The following is a 15,281-nucleotide window of genomic DNA, read 5'->3' as shown; positions in this document are numbered from 1 at the left end:
TAATACTCGGCTTGCCATGAGGAAAAGTCATACCCCTAAGGCCGCCCGGACCCCGCCGCTCAACGCAGTCCGCGTCTTTGAGGCCGCCGAGCGGCACCGCAGCTTCACCCGCGCGGCGCAGGAACTGGGCGTCACCCAGGGGGCGGTGAGCCGCGCGGTCTCCACGCTCGAGGAGCACTTCGGCTTCCCGGTTTTCGAGAGGACCGGCAGCGGCCTCGTCCCCAGCGAGGGTGCGGAGGCTTTCGCCCGAAGCGTCCGCAAGGCGCTGCACGACGTGCGCGATGCCGCGACGATTCTGGCGGCCCGGCGGACGCGGAGCCGCGTCCTGACGCTCCAGGCCTATTCTGGTTTCGCCTCCCGGTGGCTCGTGCCACGGCTTCCGGAGTTCCACGCGGCCTACCCGGAGATCGACCTTCGCCTGGCCTCCACCCACGACGGACCGAGCCTTTCGAGCGACGGCGCCGACGCTCGAATCCGGTACGGCCATGGGCGATGGCGAGGGGTCGCGTCCGACCTCCTGTTCCTTGACGAGCTCTGCCCGGTTTGTTCACCAGCCCTCCTGGCACCCCGGGACGGCCCCTATGCGCCGGAGGCGCTGAACACGCTTCCTCTCATCCACCTCCGAGGCTTCCCACACGACTGGGACGAGTGGCTCGCCGCGGCCGGTGCGCCGGGCATCACCGGGAGCCGGACCATCCTGTTCGAGGAGCTGAGCGTCGCGTACCAGGCCGCCGAAAGCGGCGCGGGCGTGGTGCTCGGCCAGCGGAAGCACCTGATCCGGGAGCGGGCGTCCGGGGCGCTCCACGAACCCTGTGCCACGGTGCTGCGGCGCGAGCTCGGATACTACCTGACCTACCGGCCCGGGCTGGCGGCCGACGCGGCCTTCGGCGCCTTCCGCCGTTGGCTGCTGGAATGCATGGACCGGGCCGAGGGCTGAGGTGGCCACGGCATCCCTCCGCCCGGCAGCGAACCGTGACCGGCGCCTAGTCTCCGGCGTTCCGGACGAAGGGCCCTGAAAGGAGCACGATCTCGGCGGGAGGTCGACGGGCCTCAGCCATCGACCGCGTCGTAGGCGGCCATAGCTGGTGCGTCCTCCGGCATATGCGCCAGCCACTTCTCGGCATCGAGGGCCGCCATGCAGCCGCTGCCAGCCGCCGTCACCGCCTGCCGGTAGATCCGGTCCTGCACGTCGCCAGCGGCAAATATGACTGCCACTTCCTTCCCGCGGAAGAAGAAGCCGTCGCAGGTGGCGCAGGCGGAGACCCCAAGGCCCGAGAGCGCCTTCTCGCCCGGGATGCCGAGCCAGCGCGCCTGGGCGCCGGTGGCGATCACCACCGCGGCGGCCTCGTAGGTGTCGCCGGAGTCGCCGGTGACCCGGAAGGGGCGGGCGCCGAACTCCACCTCGGTCACCACGTCGCTGACAATGCGGGCACCTGTTGATTGCCACTGAGGCCTGGGATCTCCCGCACTTCCCGTGCTGCTGGATCGTTGTCATGCCGCCTGGAGGACGCGGGCACTGAGGAGTGCAAAGCCCGCGCGGGCGTACATGGTGCGCTTGATCATCTTGAGCCGGTTGATCTAGCCCTCGACAGGGCTGGTACTCCAGGGCAGCTCGAGTGCGGCTTGCACAGCTGCGATGTCCTTGCGCAACTCGGCGACAAAGCTCGCGAGAGGGGTGGCGACGGCCTCGTCCAATACCGCATCGAGCCTGTCGTCGCTCTGCCGCCGCAGCAGGCGGGCGATGCGCTTTGCGACAGCCACTGTGGCTTGCAGCACGGGTACCTCGCCCAGCAGGCGCATGACGAAGGCGCGGTCCAGTTCAGTGGGTATCTCGCCGTTCGCCATCAGCAAGCGCGTGGCGCGGCGAGGCGTGGGTGGCCGCCAACCAGGATCTTCGCTTGCTCCAGGGCGTGGGCATGCGACGGGCTCGTTCCTGCGTCTCTCGGTGGCCAGGCCCTGACAACCGAGGGACGACCTGCAAAGCCAATGCGCAGCAGTTCCCGCCACAGCCGGGCAGCGTTATGGCAGCCCTCGGCCCAGCGCCGCTCCAGAACGGCGCGATGGCGATCCAGGATGCTGCCGCGCCGCGGCATGGGCCAGCTTGGGGCAGCGCCAGCCCGCAGCCAGCGATGCAGCGTCTTGCGATCGGCACCGAGCTGGCGGGCCACCTGACTGATGGAAGTGCCTGCCGCCAAGGATGTCCCGCCTCCTGGCATGGCTGGGTCGCTGGGGGCACCGCCGGGACGGCAACAGCGGCCGCCGCGCTGATGGCGCCGGCGGTCCTCACGTCCTTGCCGATCCGCCGGATCACAGCATGATGGCGCTCCACCACCGCCTCGACGGCCTCGCCGAGGTTGCGCAGCAGGTGCCAGCGGTCGGCGACCTGCACCGCATCGGGCGCGCCCTGACGAGCGCCGTCGGCATAGGCGCAGGCCCGGTCACGGGCGACGATCGTGATGCCAGGATGCCGCCGCAGCCAGTCCCTCAGCGTCTCCGCCTGCCGGTCTGGCAGGAGATCGAGCACCCGGTTCCGCTCCAGATCAACGAGAATGCTGCCGTACCGACGGCCGCGGCGCCAGGCCCAGTCATCGACCCCGAGCACCCGCGGCGGTGGACTGGGCTCCGAGGACGGGTTCTGCCGGCGAAGCATGCGGAGCAACGTGTCGGCGCTGATGGGAATGGCCAGTCGCGTCGCGAGGCGCGCGCCGGCTTCGCCGCCCAGGGCCAGACCAAGGTGCCGCTGGAGATCGTCCAGCCGGCGGGTGCGGCGCGCCGCAACGGCCGCACCTTCGACCAGGCGCTCGGCGAAGGTTTGACGCTGACAAGCTGGATTCTGGCATCGCAGCCTGCGCGCCTGGATCTGCGGGGTCACCGGGCGGCCCTGCCAGGGTAGATCCTGCAGGTGGCGGTCATACCGGCTGTGCACCACCGCTGACGGGGCGCTGCAGCCTGGGCAGGCCGCCGTGCCGCCGCGAGAGGCGGCCACGATGACGAGGCCGCCCGGCGCCGGCAGGATTTGCCGGACCAGCAGCCCCGCCGGGATCAGGGGCAGCAGATGCTTGAGCATGACAGGGCTCAACGGTGAAGGACGATCGGCACCTTATCTGCGTCCCGCGCTGTGCCTGCCACCCCAGCAGCACGGAAAGTGCGGGAGACCCGGCTCTCAGTGGCAATCAACAGTGTCTTCGCGACCAGCACCATCCATCTGCGGTTAGCCCAGACTTTCCAACATTTCCATTGTACTTCCGAACGGCAGCAACCCTAGCGACACCCTGCGGATATGTCGACAAAAGTGTATTCACTTCTGTATGGCAGTGATATACAAGGAGGTATGGATGAAACGCCGCCCGTTCGGTCCGCCGACCGCATCTATGAGCGTGTCAAGGCAATGGCCTGTACCTACCGCCTTTCACCTGGAGGGCGGGTCAACGAGGTTGAACTGGCGCGGCAACTTGGCGTCAGCCGCACTCCCTTGCGCGAAGCTTTGAACCGGCTTTCGTCCGAGGGCTTCCTCATCCCGACGCTGAACAAGGGCTACCATGTGCGGGCGCTCGACCCGGCGGAGGTCCTCGCGCTCTACGAATTCCGGGCAACGATCGAGGTCGGCAGCCTGCAGTTAGCCTGCGAGCGTGCCACCGATGCCGCGCTCGGCGAGTTGCAGATCTTTGCGCTGCAGAGCCGCGACGAGCCGGACGAGGATGCGCGTGCGCTGCGCCTGCTGGACCTCGACGAGCAGTTCCACGAGCGCCTCGCCGCCCTGTCGGGGAACGACGAGTTCATCCGCGCCATCCGCGCCACCAACGAGCGTATCCGCTTCGTCCGCTGGATCGACATGCAGAACCGGCGTGCCGGTACGCAGGACGAGCACCTGACCATCCTGCGCCATTTGCGGGCGCGCGACGCCGGGGCGGCGGGCGCGCTGATGCGGCAGCACATTAGCCGTCGCCTTGATCAGATCACCGAGGTCATCCGCATCGGCTTTGGGGAAATCTACACCGGCAATGCGCTGGCCGCACATGTGCTCGGAGACGCTGCCTGAGCCTGCGCCCACCCCCCCGTTTCCTGGAGATAGAGATCCGTGTTCCCAGCTTCCAGCGACCTGACCGTCCTGTTCGCACACCCGGCCTACCAGATGCAGAAGCGCTTCGAAGCGCGCGGCACCGGTCTGCGGAGCTTCCAGGTTGCCTCACGCGACGAACTGGCGGCGCGGGTTGGCGAGGCCGATGTTGTGGTGGTGTCTGGCCTGTGGAACAACGCGCTGCTGGAGCAGGCGTCGAAGCTCCGCTTCGTGCAGTCCATCAGCGCGGGCGTGGACCAGTACGGCCAGGACGCCTTCCGTGCCAAGGGTGTGCGGCTGGCCAGCGCGCAGGGCGTCAACGCCAATGCGGTGTCCGAGCACGCCATGGCGCTGATCCTGGCCGCTGCCCGTCTGCTGCCCCAGGCGCGTGACAACCAGGCGAAGCACCACTGGCGCCCGATGATCGGTGAGATCGCGCAGCGCGAGGACGAACTGGGCGGCAAGACGCTGCTGGTGGTGGGCCTCGGCCGCATCGGTGGGCGGCTGGCGCGGCTGGCCAAGGCCTTCGGCATGCGCGTGGTCGGCCTGCGCCGGGACCCGGCCGCCGGGGCGGAAGGCGCCGACGAGGTGCACGCCATCGCCAGCCTGCGGGACTGGCTGCCGCAGGCCGACGTCGTGGCGCTGACCTGCCCGCTGACGCCCGAGACCACGGGGCTGATCGGCTCTGACGCTCTGGCGGCGATGAAGCCCACCGCACGGCTGGTGAACGTGGCGCGCGGCAAGGTGGTGGATGAGCCAGCGCTGATCGCCGCGCTGCGCGAGGGCCGCATCGCCGGTGCTGCCCTGGACGTGACGGTGGAGGAGCCGCTGCCGGAGGCCTCCCCGCTTTGGGACCTGCCCAACGTCTTCATCACGCCGCACAGCGCGGGCGAAACGCAGCGCTACGAGGACAATGTCATCGACATCCTGCTGGAGAACCTCGAACGCCTGCAGCGCGGCGAGACGCAGCTCCGCAACCAGATCGTCTGACGTATCGCGCAAGGATCACGAGATATGACCGCCATCACCCGCCTGGACCAGAACGCCCGCCGCTCCCGCGCGGTGGTGCACGGCGATACCGTGTACCTCGCCGGACACACCGCCGATGATTGCACGGCCGACGCCGCCGGGCAGACGCGCCAGGTGCTGGCCAAGATCGACGAGATGCTGGCCGCCGCAGGGACCGACAAGTCGAAGCTGCTGAACGTCACCATCTGGCTGGCCGACATGGCTGATTTCGCCGCCATGAACGCGATCTATGACGCCTGGGTGGTACCTGGCGAGACACCGGCCCGCTGCTGCGGCACAGTGACGCTGGCCCGGCCGGACATCCGTGTCGAGATCATGGTCGTCGCGGCCCGCTGAGCACACTGGCATGAACACCGCCGTTCCTCCCGCTTTCCGTCCCGCACGCCGCATCGCGGGTATCGGGGTATCCGAGATCCTCGCCATCGGCGCGCGGGCGGTGCAGCTTCGCCGGGAAGGGCGGCCGGTGATCGTGCTCGGCGCCGGTGAGCCGGACTTCGACACGCCGGACAACGTCAAGGATGCCGCGGTCGCCGCCATCCGCGCGGGCGCGACCAAGTACACCGTGCTGGACGGCACGGCGGAGTTGAAGGCGGCGGTCGCGGCCAAGTTGCGGCGGGAGAACCGGCTGGATTACGCGCCCACGGAGATCTCGATTGGCGCCGGGGCCAAGCAGGTCATCCACAACGCCCTGATGGCGACGTTGGACGATGGAGACGAAGTCGTTATCGCCGCGCCTTATTGGACTTCCTATGCCGACATGGTGGCCATCGCGGGCGGCGTGCCCGTGCCGGTGGCGGGGCGGGAAGAGAACGGCTTCCGCATTGAAGCCACCGCGCTGGAGCAGGCGATCACGCCCCGCACGCGCTGGCTGATGTTGAACTCCCCCTCCAACCCGACCGGTGCGGCATATTCCCCGGCCGACTACCGCCCCATCCTCGACGTGCTGCTGCGGCACCCGCAGGTCTGGCTGATGTCGGACGAGATCTACGAGCATCTCTGCTACGGCAACTTCTCCGCCGTCTCGCCCGTGGCGCTGGAGCCAGCGTTGCGTGAGCGCGCGCTGGTGGTGAACGGCGTCTCCAAAAGCTACGCCATGACAGGCTGGCGGATCGGCTACGGCGCCGGGCCGGAGGCGCTGATCCGCGCCATGGCGGTGGTGCAGAGCCAGAGCACCTCGAATCCCTGCTCGGTGTCGCAGGCCGCCGCCGTTGAGGCGCTGAATGGCCCGCAGGATTTCTTGGCCGAACGCCGAGCCTCCTTCCTGCACCGGCGCGACCTGGTGGTGGAGGCGCTGAACGCCATTCCCGGCATCACCTGCCGCAGACCGGAGGGTGCCTTCTACGCCTTCGCTGGTTGCGCAGGCGTCATCGGCCGCACCACGCCCACTGGCGCCGTATTGTCCACAGACATGGATTTCTGCCGCTACCTACTTGAGGAGCACGACGTGGCCGTCGTTCCTGGCTCCATCTTCGGCCTGGCGCCGTACTTCCGCGTCTCCTATGCCACGGCGGAGGGCGAACTTCGCACCGCCATGGCGCGCATCGCCCGCGCGGTGGAGGTGCTGCGGTGAGCGCGCCGCGCACGGGCGGCCAGATCCTGGTGGACCAGTTGGTGGCGCAGGGCGTGGAGCGGGTCTCCTGCGTGCCGGGCGAAAGCTACCTGGCGGTGCTGGACGCGCTGTTCGATGCCAGGATCGACGTCATCACCTGCCGCGCCGAGGGCGGTGCCGCCATCATGGCCGAGGCCTATGGCAAGCTGACCGGCCGCCCCGGCATCTGCATGGTCACACGCGGCCCCGGCGCCACCAATGCCTCCTGCGGCGTCCATGTCGCCATGCAGGATTCGACGCCGATGATCCTGTTCGTCGGCCAGGTGGCGCGCGAGATGCGCGAGCGCGAGGCCTTCCAGGAACTCGACTACCGCGCCGTCTTCGGCACCATGGCCAAGTGGGCCACCGAGATCGACAGCGCCGAGCGCATCCCGGAAATCGTCTCCCGTGCCTTTCATGTCGCCATGCAGGGCCGCCCCGGCCCGGTGGTGATCGCGCTGCCCGAAGACATGCTGACGGAGCTCGCCAGCGTCGCTGATGCGCCACGGGTCACGCCCGCCCTGCCCGCTCCCGCCGCCGAGGACATGCAGGCCATGGCGGCGCTGCTGGAAGGCGCGCGGCGGCCGCTGGCCATCCTGGGCGGCACGGGCTGGGATGAGGCGGCGGTGGAAGGCATGGCCGCCTTCGCCGAGCGCTGGTCGCTGCCCGTCTGCACCTCCTTCCGCCGTGCCGACCGCTTCCGCTGGGACCACCAGTGCTATGTGGGCGACCTCGGCATCGGCCCCTCTCCCAAGCTCGCCGCCATGGTGCAGGAGGCCGACCTGCTGCTGCTGATCGGCGGCCGCATGTCGGAGATGCCGTCGGGTTCCTACAGCCTGCTCGACATCCCCGTGCCCCGGCAGAAGCTGGTGCATGTGCATCCGGGCGCCGAGGAACTGGGCCGCGTCTATGCGCCGACGCTGGCCATCCAGGCCGCGCCGAGCCGCTTCGCCCCGGCCCTGGCCGGCCTCGCCCCCAAGGCCACGCCGGCATGGGCGGCGGAGACCGCGCCGGCGCATGAGGCCTTCCTGTCCTGGTCCGGCACGCCCCGCACCCTGCCGGGCGACTTCCAGTATGGCGAGGTGGTGCGCTGGCTGAACGAGCGCCTGCCGGCCGATACGGTGCTCTGCAACGGCGCCGGCAATTTCGCCGGCTGGATGCACCGGCACTGGCGCTTCTCGCGCCTCGGTACCCAGCTCGCGCCCACCTCGGGCTCCATGGGTTATGGCGTGCCGGCGGCGATCATGGCCAAGCGGCAGAAGCCGGAGGCGGTGTCCGTGGTCATCGCCGGTGACGGCGACTTCCTGATGACCGGCCAGGAATTCGCGACCGCCGTGCAGCACGACATCCCTGTCCTGGTGATCGTCATCGACAACGGCATGTACGGCACCATCCGCATGCACCAGGAGCGTGACTATCCCGGCCGCATTTCCGCCACCCGGCTGGTGAACCCCGACTTCGCCGCCTATGCCACCGCCTTCGGCGGCCATGGCGAGGCGGTGCGCAGCACCCGCGACTTCGCCCCCGCCTTCGAGCGCGCCCTGGCCTCCGGCAAGCCCGCCATCCTGCACTGCTTCCTCGACCCCCGCGCCCGCTCCGTCGGCCGCGACATGCCGGAAGGGCAGCCTCTGTGAGGCGTCACGTCGCGGTGATCGGCGCAGGCATCGAGGGCGCCGCCAGCGCCGTCGAACTGCTGCGCGCCGGGCACCGTGCCACGATTTTAGAACCGGACTCCCCGGGCGGCGAGCAGGCCGCCAGCTACGGCAATGCGGGCTGGCTGTCCTCTCATTCCGTGCTGCCACCGAGCGGACCGGGATTGTGGAAGCAGGTGCCGGGCTTCATCGCCGACCCGCTGGGGCCGCTGGCCATCCGCTGGCGGCACCTGCCGCGGTCCACGCCCTGGCTGCTGCGCTACCTGGCGGCTGGCTGGACGGAGGAGCGTGTGCGGCAGATCGCCGAGACGCTGCGGCCCCTGCTCAAGGACTCGCCTGCGCTGCATGGCACCCTCGCCCGCGAGGCCGGGGTGCCGGAGTTGATCGAGCACAAGGGCCTGATGAACGCCTGGCATTCCCGCGCGGGCTTCGCGGCGGAGGCCATGGGGTGGCGCATCCGCCGCCAGGTCGGCATCTCCTGGACTGAGATTGAGGGCGCGGCGCTGCGCGAGATGGAGCCCGACCTCGACCCTGCCTACACCTTCGCGGTGCTGACGGAGGAAGCGGGACGTTGTCTGGCTCCCGGCCGCTATGTCGCGGCACTGGTGGCGCATGCGCAGCGGCAGGGAGCGGAACTGCGGCCCGTGGCCGCCACCGGACTGCGGCTGGAGGGAGAACGGCTGCGAGGGGTCGCCCTGGCTGACGGCAGCATGCTGGACTGCGACGCGGCGGTGATCTGCTGCGGCGTCCGATCGGCTCCGCTGGCCGCCCAGGCTGGTGACCGGGTGCCGCTGCAGACCGAACGCGGCTACCACGTCATGCTGCAGGGCGTCTCGATTGGCCCGCGCCACTCCGTCAGCCTGGGCGGCGCCAAGATGGTGGTCAATGCCATGCATGACGGGCTGCGCGCCGCCGGGCAGGTGGAGATCGCCGCGACCGACGCATCGCCGGATTGGCGGCGCGCCGAGATCCTGCGCGGTCACCTGTTGCGCTCCTTTCCCGGCCTGCCACAGTCCTTCCCCGCCGAGCGCACAAAGCTCTGGATGGGCCATCGGCCGAGCACGCCGGACGGCTTGCCCTGCCTGGGCCCGTCCCGCCGCAGCGCGGATGTCGTGCACGCCTTCGGCCACGGCCATGTCGGGCTTGTGGCGGGTGCGCGGACCGGGCGCCTGGTGGCGCAGCTTCTCTCCGGCCAGCCGCCGGAGATCCCCATTACGCCTTTTTCTGCGGCTCGCTTTCGGTGAGCCGAGGTAGAACCGGTTTCGCCCGAAAGACTGCGTCACAGCGGCGGGGTGGCACGTGCACGGCCCTCAACCCTTCAGGTGAAGGCGATCATGATGAAGACACTTCTTTCCCTTCTGGCCGGATGTGCCGGGCTGGCGATCTCGGCCTTCTCATCGGGGGCGCAGGCACAGGGCTCCGGCTCCGCCACCATTGACGCCATCAAGACCCGCGGCGCGCTGGTCTGCGGCACCTCGGCGGACCTGCCGGGCTTCGCGGTGCTGAACCAGCGCGGCGAATACCATGGCCTGTACACGGATTTCTGCCGGGGCATCGCGGCGGCGCTGCTGGGCGACGCCAGCAAGGTGCGCTTCGTCACCACCACCTATGCCAACCGGCTGACGGCGCTGCAGACCGGCGAGATCGACCTTCTGTCCTCCAATACCACCTGGACGCAGCCGCGGGAGGCCGCGCTGGGCTTGCTGTTCACCGGCGTACTGTTCTACGACGGCCAGGGCTTCCTGGTATCCAACACGCTGGGCGTGAAGTCGATCAAGGAGCTGGACGGCGCCAGCGTCTGCGTGCAGCCCGGCACCACCACCGAGAAGAACCTCGCGGACTTCTTCCGCTCCAGCAACATGAAGCTGAACCCGGTGGTGATCGAGAGCGTGGAGGAAATCCGCAACGCCATGACCGGCGGGCGGTGCGACGCTTTCACGGTGGGCACCAGCACGCTGGCCGCCTTCCGCGCCGGGCTCGGCCCGCGCGCCGAGGACTTCGTGGTGCTGCCCGAGCTGATCAGCAAGGAGCCGCTTGGTCCCGTCGTGCGCAAGGGCGACGACAAGTTCTTCGACCTGGTCAGGTGGACGCAGAACGCCATGCACCTGGCTGAGGAGTTCGGCATCACCAGCAAGAATATCGACGAGCACATGGGCGACCCGCGCCCCGACGTGCAGCGCCTGCTGGGCGTGAGCGGCAACTTCGGCGCCGACATGGGCGCGCCGGTGGGCTGGGCCGCCAACATCATCCGCCAGGTCGGCAACTATGCCGAGCTCTGGGACCGCAACGTGGCGCCCATGGGCCTGCCGCGCGGCCGCAACGCACTCTACACCCAAGGTGGCCTGCAATACGCGCCGCCGGTCCGCTGAGGCCCGACATGACCCCATCGCTACCCGCCATCTCTCCGCGCCGCGGCACCGCCAAGGGTGGCAAGGCTGTGTACGGCGTGCCGCTTGGCATCCTGATGCTGGAGGCGCGCTTCCCGCGCATCCCCGGCGACATGGGCAACGGCACCACCTGGCCCTTCCCCGTGATGTATCGCGTGGTGCGCGGCGCCAGTCCGGAGAAGGTGGTGCTGAACGGCGCTGACGGCCTGCTGCAGGACTTCCTGGTCGCTGCCGCGGATCTGGTCCGCCTGGGGGCCGAAGCCATCACCACAAACTGCGGCTTCCTCTCGCTGTTCCAGAAGGAACTGGCGGCACATGTCGGCGTGCCGGTGGCCACCAGCAGCCTGATGCAGGTGCCCTGGGTGCAGGCGATGCTGCCGCCGGGCAAGCGCGTCGGCATTGTCACCGTGTCCGGCTCTACCCTGACGCCACGGCACCTGGAAGCCGCGGGTGTGCCGCTCGACATTCCGGTGGCTGGGACGGAGAACGGCCGGGAGTTCTTCCGCGTGCTGATCAAGGCAGAGAAGGACGATATGGATGTCGACCTAGCCGAGCAGGACATCCTGGACGCCGGGCGCGACCTGGTGGCGCGGCATCCGGAAGTCGGCGCCATCGTGCTGGAGTGCACCAACATGCCGCCCTACGCCGCCGCGCTACGGCGGGAGGTTGGCCTGCCGGTCTACGACATCTACTCGATGGTCAACTACTTCCATGCCGGGCTGCGCCCGCGCGTGTTCGACGCTCCCTAACACTGAGGTGCGGGAGGGGAGGCCCCCCTCCGCACCAACGCCGCTGACAAAAAAACAAGAACGCCAGAGAACATATCGGCTTCCGCTTTGCCGAGAAAGGATCGGTCCGGATGCTTCGTTCCACTTTCATGCTTTTGGCTCTCACGCTGCCCTTTGCCCATGGGCAGGCGCAGGAGGCGGCTTGGCCATCACGGCCGATCACCATCATGAACGGCTTCCCCAGCGGCGCGGGGACCGACATCTATGCCCGCAAGCTGGCCGAGCCGCTGAGCCAGGCGCTGGGTGTGCCGGTGGTCGTGGACAGCCGCACGGGCGCAGGCGGCAACATCGCGTCGGATGCGGTGGCAAAGGCGCGACCGGACGGCTACACTTTCCTACTGGCAACGGCGGGCACCCACGCCATCAACGCTGCGCTCTACAAGAGCCTCAGCTTCGATGCATTTCGTGACGTCACGCATATCGCTTTGCTTGGCGACGTGCCGAACGTGCTGTTGGTCAATCCAAAGCACTCGCCCGGCATCGATACCTGCCAGGACCTGCTGGCGGCGGCGCGTGCACGGCCAGGACAGCTGAATTACAGTTCCACAGGCAACGGCGCCTCCACCCACCTGACCGCCGTTCAGTTCACTAGTGCTGCAAAGATCAATACGGTCCATGTGCCCTACCGCGGTCAAGGACCAGCCATGACGGCTCTGTTGACCGGCGATGCGACCTTCTTCTTCAACCAGAGCGGCCCCAGTATCGCAGCGGTGCAGCAGGGCCAGGCCAGGGCTCTGGCCGTCAGCACTACCGCACGCCTCCCGGCGCTGCCGGATGTGCCGACGGCAGCCGAAGCCTGCGGGCTGCCGGGCTTCTCCAGCAGCACCTGGTACGGGTTGCTCGCACCGCCGGGCCTGCCCAGTTCCATCCAGGCGCGGATGAGCCAGGAGGTCACCCGCATCATCAGCGAGCCCTCCTTCAAGGAATGGCTGGTGACCACCCAGGGGATTGCGCCGCCGGTGGATCCCAGCCCTGAGGCTTTCCTCCAAGTACACCAGCAGGACATTGCCCGCTGGGCCGAGGTGGTGAAGCAGTCCGGTGCGACTGTCGACTGACGAGGCCGTCTTGAACCAGGAAGGAGGCAACGCCTCCTTCCGCCCGTCCATCGCTGACGCAGGACGTTTCACCAACACACGCAGAGGTTGGACCAGTTCACTAACAGCGCCGTTCAAAAGTTACCCTGAAGTGCATTGAGGCAGATGAGGGAGCAGGCGAGCACGGTGAGGGCATGGTGGATATCGAGCCTCCGCTCGTAGCGGATGGCGAGGCGGCGGAAGCGGTTGATCCAGGCAAATGTGCGCTCGATGACTCACCTGTGCTTGCCCAGTCTCCGGCTGCTCTTCTCGATGCCGCGCCGGACGCAGGTACGGGTCCAGTCGATGCGGTCGGCCTGGCGCAGGCGCCGCAGCAACTCCTGGTGCAGCCGGTCCCACATACCAGTTTGCTGCCAGTCCCGCAGCCGCCGCCAGCAGGTGACGCCGGGTGAAACGCATACTTTTCACCAGCCCATCTCCCATGGCAGCATCTCCCACGGTATGCCGGAGCGCAGCACAAAGAGGATGCCGCTTAAGGCGGCACGGGCGGTATAACCGGCCGTCCACCCTTCGGCTTGGACCGTTCAGGCGGCAACAGCGGCTCGATCACCGACCAGAGTTCGTTCGAGATCAGGAGCTTCGCTATGATCCTCAGATCGCTGCGACCTTGCCGTCCGTCCAGGTTTTGGAAGGCGCTGTAAGCAGGGGCATGTTTGAGTCCTACCTGACTCGTTGGGATCTGGCTCCTGACGGTGCGCCGATCACCACGCCCGCTGCCCACCTCCTTCCGGTGCTGAAGGACGGCAAGCGAGCGATGCTCAAGCTGTCCCACGAGGCTGATGAACGGCTTGGCGGCGTGCTCATGGAGTGGTGGAGCGGGGATGGGGCCGCACGGGTGTTCGCCCGGGACGGCGATGCCCTGCTGATGGAGCGCGCCACGGGCCCGGCATCACTGAGCGACATGGCCCGTTCCGGAAGCGACGATGAGGCATGCCGCATCCTCTGCGCGGCGGCCGCCCGCTTGCATGCGCCCCGCTCGACGCCGTTGCCGGAACTGACGCCGCTCAGGGAGTGGTTCAGGGACCTGTGGCCCGCAGCCGCCCAGTATAGTGGCATCCTCACCCGCTGTGCGGAAACGGCCCGCATGCTCCTGGCGGAACCACGCGAGGTCGCCGTGCTGCACGGCGACCTGCACCACGACAACGTGCTCGACTTTGGCGAACGAGGTTGGTTGGCCATCGACCCGAAGCACCTGATCGGTGAGCGGGGCTTCGACTTCGCCAACATCTTCACCAATCCCGACCTAGCAGACCCCGCGCGGCCGGTGGCGACGCAGCCTGGGCGCTTTACGCGGCGACTGGACATCATCGCCGCGGCAGGCGGGCTGGATCGGCGGCGCCTCTTGTCCTGGGTGCTGGCGTGGACCGGCCTCTCGGCCTCGTGGTTCCTGGGCGATGACGCTCCCCTTGCCGAAATCGCCCTGCGGATCGCCGCACTAGCCGCCACCGAGCTGGATCGGTAGCAGAAGCCCCACCCGCCCCAAAGGTCTGCTCATCACCCATCGGCGACACCTTCAGGCAGCCTCTACGAACGATAACCTTTGAACCCGGTGTCACATGGATAGCTGCGCGCAGGATGCCGCAATGCAGCCCACGACCGGGTCTGGCCGAAAGCCGCCTGTCCGCTTCTGTGGCGACAGTGCGCGGAAGCGGACGTCAGACGACTGACTCACGGTCACTGAACTGCAGCAAGGCATCTGCCTCACCGGTGACGCCATACCATGGCCTCTGGAGCCCGCTGCCTTTTGTCACGCCGCATCAACTTGACTGTCAGCGATTATATCGGCAATACTGGATATATGGAATATGACGAAGCCCTGGCCTGCCTCGGTGCCCTGTCGCAATCCACTCGCCTCGAAACCTTCCGGCTGCTGGTCCGGCATGAGCCTGACGGTCTGCCCGCCGGTGCAGTCGCCCGGCAACTCGACGTTCCCCAAAACACGATGTCCACGCATTTGGCGGTGCTGGCGCGCGCTGGCCTGCTCCGCTCCGAGCGCCTTAGCCGGTCCATCGTCTACCGGGCCGACCTGGAGCGCCTGCGCGAGATGATGCTGTTCCTGGTCAAGGACTGCTGTGGCGGCCGCGCCGACCTGTGCCAGCCCCTGATCGCCGACCTGCTGCCCTGCTGCTCGCAAGAGAAGGCCGTCTCATGAGCGACGTCACCATCTACCACAACCCGGCCTGCGGGACGTCCCGCAACACCCTGGCCCTCATTCGCAACAGCGGCGAGGAGCCGGAAGTCATCGAGTACCTGAAGACGCCGCCGACGCGGGAGGTGCTGGCTGACCTCATCCGCCACATGGGCATCCCGGTGCGCGACATCCTGCGCCAAAAGGGCACGCCCTACGAAGAGCTTGGCCTTGGCGACCCGTCCCTTACGGACGACCAGCTGCTCGACGCCATGATGGCGCACCCCATCCTCATCAACCGGCCCATCGTGGTGACGCCGCTCGGCGTCAAGCTGTGCAGGCCGTCAGAGGCGGTGCTGGACATCCTGCCGCACCCGCAGCGGGGCGCCTACGCCAAGGAAGACGGCGAGCAGGTCGTCGATGAGCAGGGTCGCCGCCTGATTTGAGCCGGGCGCTCGCGCTCTTTCATCCCCAAGACGACGAGCCGCGCCGCTACCCTGCCCGGGTAACGGAGGGCCCGGTGCGTCCTGACGCCCAAGAGAATCCGCCGCATGCTGG

At 68.3% G+C, this 15,281-nt stretch carries 13 protein-coding genes and 3 pseudogenes; 13 read left to right on the top strand and 3 right to left on the bottom strand.

What is annotated here, in order from left to right; all coding sequences use genetic code 11:
* Positions 1 to 16: 16 nt before the first annotated feature.
* Positions 17 to 937 (top strand): LysR substrate-binding domain-containing protein, encoded by a 921-nt coding sequence (locus EBE87_RS23315; protein ID WP_122140165.1) that lies wholly within the window; start codon positions 17 to 19, stop codon positions 935 to 937.
* A gap of 113 nt (positions 938 to 1,050) precedes the next feature.
* On the opposite strand, the pseudogene EBE87_RS23310 reads toward EBE87_RS23315, so the two are convergent.
* A pseudogene (locus EBE87_RS23310) lies at positions 1,051 to 1,449 on the bottom strand (NAD(P)/FAD-dependent oxidoreductase); the annotation flags it as partial.
* Positions 1,450 to 1,491: 42 nt separating this feature from the next.
* Positions 1,492 to 3,067: pseudogene (locus EBE87_RS23305) on the bottom strand (ISL3 family transposase).
* Positions 3,068 to 3,331: 264 nt separating this feature from the next.
* On the opposite strand from EBE87_RS23305, the gene EBE87_RS23300 reads away from it, so the two are divergent.
* The 9 genes from EBE87_RS23300 (at position 3,332) to EBE87_RS23260 (ending at position 12,556) form a co-directional block, all read left to right on the top strand.
* Entirely contained in the window at positions 3,332 to 4,039 is a 708-nt protein-coding gene (locus tag EBE87_RS23300; RefSeq protein ID WP_122140163.1) for a GntR family transcriptional regulator, read from the top strand.
* Between the two features lie 39 nt (positions 4,040 to 4,078).
* Positions 4,079 to 5,047, top strand: a complete 969-nt coding sequence (locus EBE87_RS23295; RefSeq protein WP_233560166.1) for a D-2-hydroxyacid dehydrogenase — start codon at positions 4,079 to 4,081, stop codon at positions 5,045 to 5,047.
* A gap of 24 nt (positions 5,048 to 5,071) precedes the next feature.
* On the top strand, positions 5,072 to 5,422 hold the full coding sequence (locus tag EBE87_RS23290) for a RidA family protein (protein WP_122140162.1): 351 nt from the start codon (positions 5,072 to 5,074) through the stop codon (positions 5,420 to 5,422).
* A 10-nt stretch (positions 5,423 to 5,432) separates the two neighbouring features.
* The gene (locus EBE87_RS23285; protein ID WP_122140161.1) at positions 5,433 to 6,656 is read left to right on the top strand and encodes a pyridoxal phosphate-dependent aminotransferase; all 1,224 of its coding nucleotides are present in this window, start codon (positions 5,433 to 5,435) and stop codon (positions 6,654 to 6,656) included.
* A complete protein-coding gene (locus tag EBE87_RS23280) occupies positions 6,653 to 8,308 on the top strand; it encodes a thiamine pyrophosphate-binding protein (RefSeq protein WP_122140160.1) in 1,656 nt (551 codons plus the stop codon). Before EBE87_RS23285 ends, EBE87_RS23280 begins: the two co-directional genes overlap by 4 nt.
* On the top strand, positions 8,305 to 9,570 hold the full coding sequence (locus tag EBE87_RS23275) for an NAD(P)/FAD-dependent oxidoreductase (protein ID WP_122140159.1): 1,266 nt from the start codon (positions 8,305 to 8,307) through the stop codon (positions 9,568 to 9,570). The genes EBE87_RS23280 and EBE87_RS23275 overlap by 4 nt, the downstream gene beginning before the upstream one ends.
* A gap of 90 nt (positions 9,571 to 9,660) precedes the next feature.
* Positions 9,661 to 10,695: an amino acid ABC transporter substrate-binding protein gene (locus EBE87_RS23270; RefSeq protein ID WP_122140187.1), complete on the top strand. Its 1,035-nt coding sequence runs from the start codon at positions 9,661 to 9,663 to the stop codon at positions 10,693 to 10,695.
* A gap of 8 nt (positions 10,696 to 10,703) precedes the next feature.
* Positions 10,704 to 11,462 (top strand): aspartate/glutamate racemase family protein, encoded by a 759-nt coding sequence (locus tag EBE87_RS23265; RefSeq protein WP_122140158.1) that lies wholly within the window; start codon positions 10,704 to 10,706, stop codon positions 11,460 to 11,462.
* Between the two features lie 110 nt (positions 11,463 to 11,572).
* On the top strand, positions 11,573 to 12,556 hold the full coding sequence (locus EBE87_RS23260; protein ID WP_122140157.1) for a Bug family tripartite tricarboxylate transporter substrate binding protein: 984 nt from the start codon (positions 11,573 to 11,575) through the stop codon (positions 12,554 to 12,556).
* A gap of 113 nt (positions 12,557 to 12,669) precedes the next feature.
* Here the strand turns inward: EBE87_RS23260 and EBE87_RS23255 are convergent.
* Positions 12,670 to 13,181, bottom strand: a pseudogene (locus EBE87_RS23255) (transposase).
* A gap of 63 nt (positions 13,182 to 13,244) precedes the next feature.
* On the opposite strand from EBE87_RS23255, the gene EBE87_RS23250 reads away from it, so the two are divergent.
* The 3 genes from EBE87_RS23250 to arsC all read left to right on the top strand — a co-directional run bounded on the left by EBE87_RS23250 (position 13,245) and on the right by arsC (position 15,169).
* The gene (locus tag EBE87_RS23250) at positions 13,245 to 14,057 is read left to right on the top strand and encodes an aminoglycoside phosphotransferase family protein (protein ID WP_122140186.1); all 813 of its coding nucleotides are present in this window, start codon (positions 13,245 to 13,247) and stop codon (positions 14,055 to 14,057) included.
* A 336-nt stretch (positions 14,058 to 14,393) separates the two neighbouring features.
* On the top strand, positions 14,394 to 14,747 hold the full coding sequence (locus tag EBE87_RS23245; RefSeq protein ID WP_120640473.1) for an ArsR/SmtB family transcription factor: 354 nt from the start codon (positions 14,394 to 14,396) through the stop codon (positions 14,745 to 14,747).
* The gene (gene arsC / locus EBE87_RS23240; protein WP_122140156.1) at positions 14,744 to 15,169 is read left to right on the top strand and encodes an arsenate reductase (glutaredoxin); all 426 of its coding nucleotides are present in this window, start codon (positions 14,744 to 14,746) and stop codon (positions 15,167 to 15,169) included. The genes EBE87_RS23245 and arsC overlap by 4 nt, the downstream gene beginning before the upstream one ends.
* Positions 15,170 to 15,281: the final 112 nt, after the last annotated feature.

This window comes from Teichococcus wenyumeiae (assembly GCF_003696345.1).
GTDB lineage: Bacteria > Pseudomonadota > Alphaproteobacteria > Acetobacterales > Acetobacteraceae > Pseudoroseomonas > Pseudoroseomonas wenyumeiae.
The sequence above is the reverse complement of the archived record's forward strand: the minus strand, read 5'-3'. Positions and strand labels throughout refer to the sequence as shown.

What these genes read in the sequence shown, in the direction of transcription:
- EBE87_RS23285 (WP_122140161.1), top strand. Translation starts at nt 5,433, where the DNA reads ATGAACACCGCCGTTCCTCCCGCTTTCCGTCCCGCACGCCGCATCGCG.
- EBE87_RS23245 (WP_120640473.1), top strand. Translation starts at nt 14,394, where the DNA reads ATGGAATATGACGAAGCCCTGGCCTGCCTCGGTGCCCTGTCGCAATCC.
- EBE87_RS23315 (WP_122140165.1), top strand. Translation starts at nt 17, where the DNA reads ATGAGGAAAAGTCATACCCCTAAGGCCGCCCGGACCCCGCCGCTCAAC.
- EBE87_RS23265 (WP_122140158.1), top strand. Translation starts at nt 10,704, where the DNA reads ATGACCCCATCGCTACCCGCCATCTCTCCGCGCCGCGGCACCGCCAAG.
- arsC (WP_122140156.1), top strand. Translation starts at nt 14,744, where the DNA reads ATGAGCGACGTCACCATCTACCACAACCCGGCCTGCGGGACGTCCCGC.
- EBE87_RS23260 (WP_122140157.1), top strand. Translation starts at nt 11,573, where the DNA reads ATGCTTCGTTCCACTTTCATGCTTTTGGCTCTCACGCTGCCCTTTGCC.
- EBE87_RS23290 (WP_122140162.1), top strand. Translation starts at nt 5,072, where the DNA reads ATGACCGCCATCACCCGCCTGGACCAGAACGCCCGCCGCTCCCGCGCG.
- EBE87_RS23250 (WP_122140186.1), top strand. Translation starts at nt 13,245, where the DNA reads ATGTTTGAGTCCTACCTGACTCGTTGGGATCTGGCTCCTGACGGTGCG.
- EBE87_RS23300 (WP_122140163.1), top strand. Translation starts at nt 3,332, where the DNA reads ATGGATGAAACGCCGCCCGTTCGGTCCGCCGACCGCATCTATGAGCGT.
- EBE87_RS23270 (WP_122140187.1), top strand. Translation starts at nt 9,661, where the DNA reads ATGATGAAGACACTTCTTTCCCTTCTGGCCGGATGTGCCGGGCTGGCG.